A 953-nucleotide genomic window follows, 5' to 3' on the forward strand; every position below is an offset into this window, starting at 1 on the left:
TGCGCGACGATGCCGTTGAGCACCGTGCCCGCCGGGAACTTGCCCGGCCAGCGGATATAGGCCGGAACCCGATAGGCGCCTTCCCAGTTCGAATTCTTCTCGCTGCGGAACGGCGTCGTGCCGGCGTCCGGCCAGGTGTTGTAGTGGGGGCCGTTGTCGGTCGAATAGAAGACGATCGTGTTGTCGGCGATGTTGAGGTCGTCGACGAGCTTCAACAGTTCGCCGACATGCATGTCGTGCTCGACCATGCCGTCATGATACTCGTCGCCGCTCGGGCCCGAGATGCCGGTGTGTTCTTCCTTCACATGGGTGCGGAAGTGCATGCGCGTGCCGTTCCACCAGACGAACCACGGCTTTCCCGCCGCGTTCTGCTTGGTGATGAACTCCTTGGCCGCCGCCACCGTCTCGTCGTCGATCGTCTCCATGCGCTTCTTGGTGAGCGGGCCGGTGTCCTCGATCTTCTGCGTGCCGTCCGCATTCGCCCAGGAGTGGATCACGCCGCGCGGGCCGAACTGCTCGAGGAACGTCTTGCCGTTGGCGAGGACCCTGTCCCTCGGATAGTCGCGGTTCTCGGGCTCCTCCTCGGCGTTGAGGTGGTAGAGGTTGCCGAGGAACTCGTCGAAGCCGTTGTTGGTCGGCAGGTGCTCGTCGCGGTCGCCCTGGTGGTTCTTGCCGAACTGGCCGGTCGCGTAGCCCTGGCTCTTCATCACCGTCGCGATGGTGACGTCGGTCGTCTGCCAGCCTTCCTTGGCGCCGGGCAGGCCGACCTTGGTCATGCCGGTCCTCACCGGCACGTTGCCGCCCAGGAACGCCGCGCGGCCCGCCGTGCAGCTCTGCTGCGCGTAGTAGTCGGTGAAGGCGAGCCCTTCGGCCGCGATGCGGTCGATGTTGGGCGTCCGGTAGCCCATCATCCCGAGATTGCGGTGGCTGATGTTCCAGGTGCCGATATCGTC

Annotated in this window: 1 protein-coding gene; it reads right to left on the reverse strand. The window is 65.2% G+C overall.

The window, feature by feature from the left end; genetic code table 11:
* Positions 1-953 (reverse strand): sulfatase-like hydrolase/transferase (locus ABUE31_RS22690; RefSeq protein WP_367726037.1); only part of this gene is annotated, 953 nt, incomplete at both ends.

This window comes from Mesorhizobium marinum, from assembly GCF_040813675.1.
Classification (GTDB): Bacteria; Pseudomonadota; Alphaproteobacteria; order Rhizobiales; family Rhizobiaceae; genus Mesorhizobium_K; species Mesorhizobium_K marinum.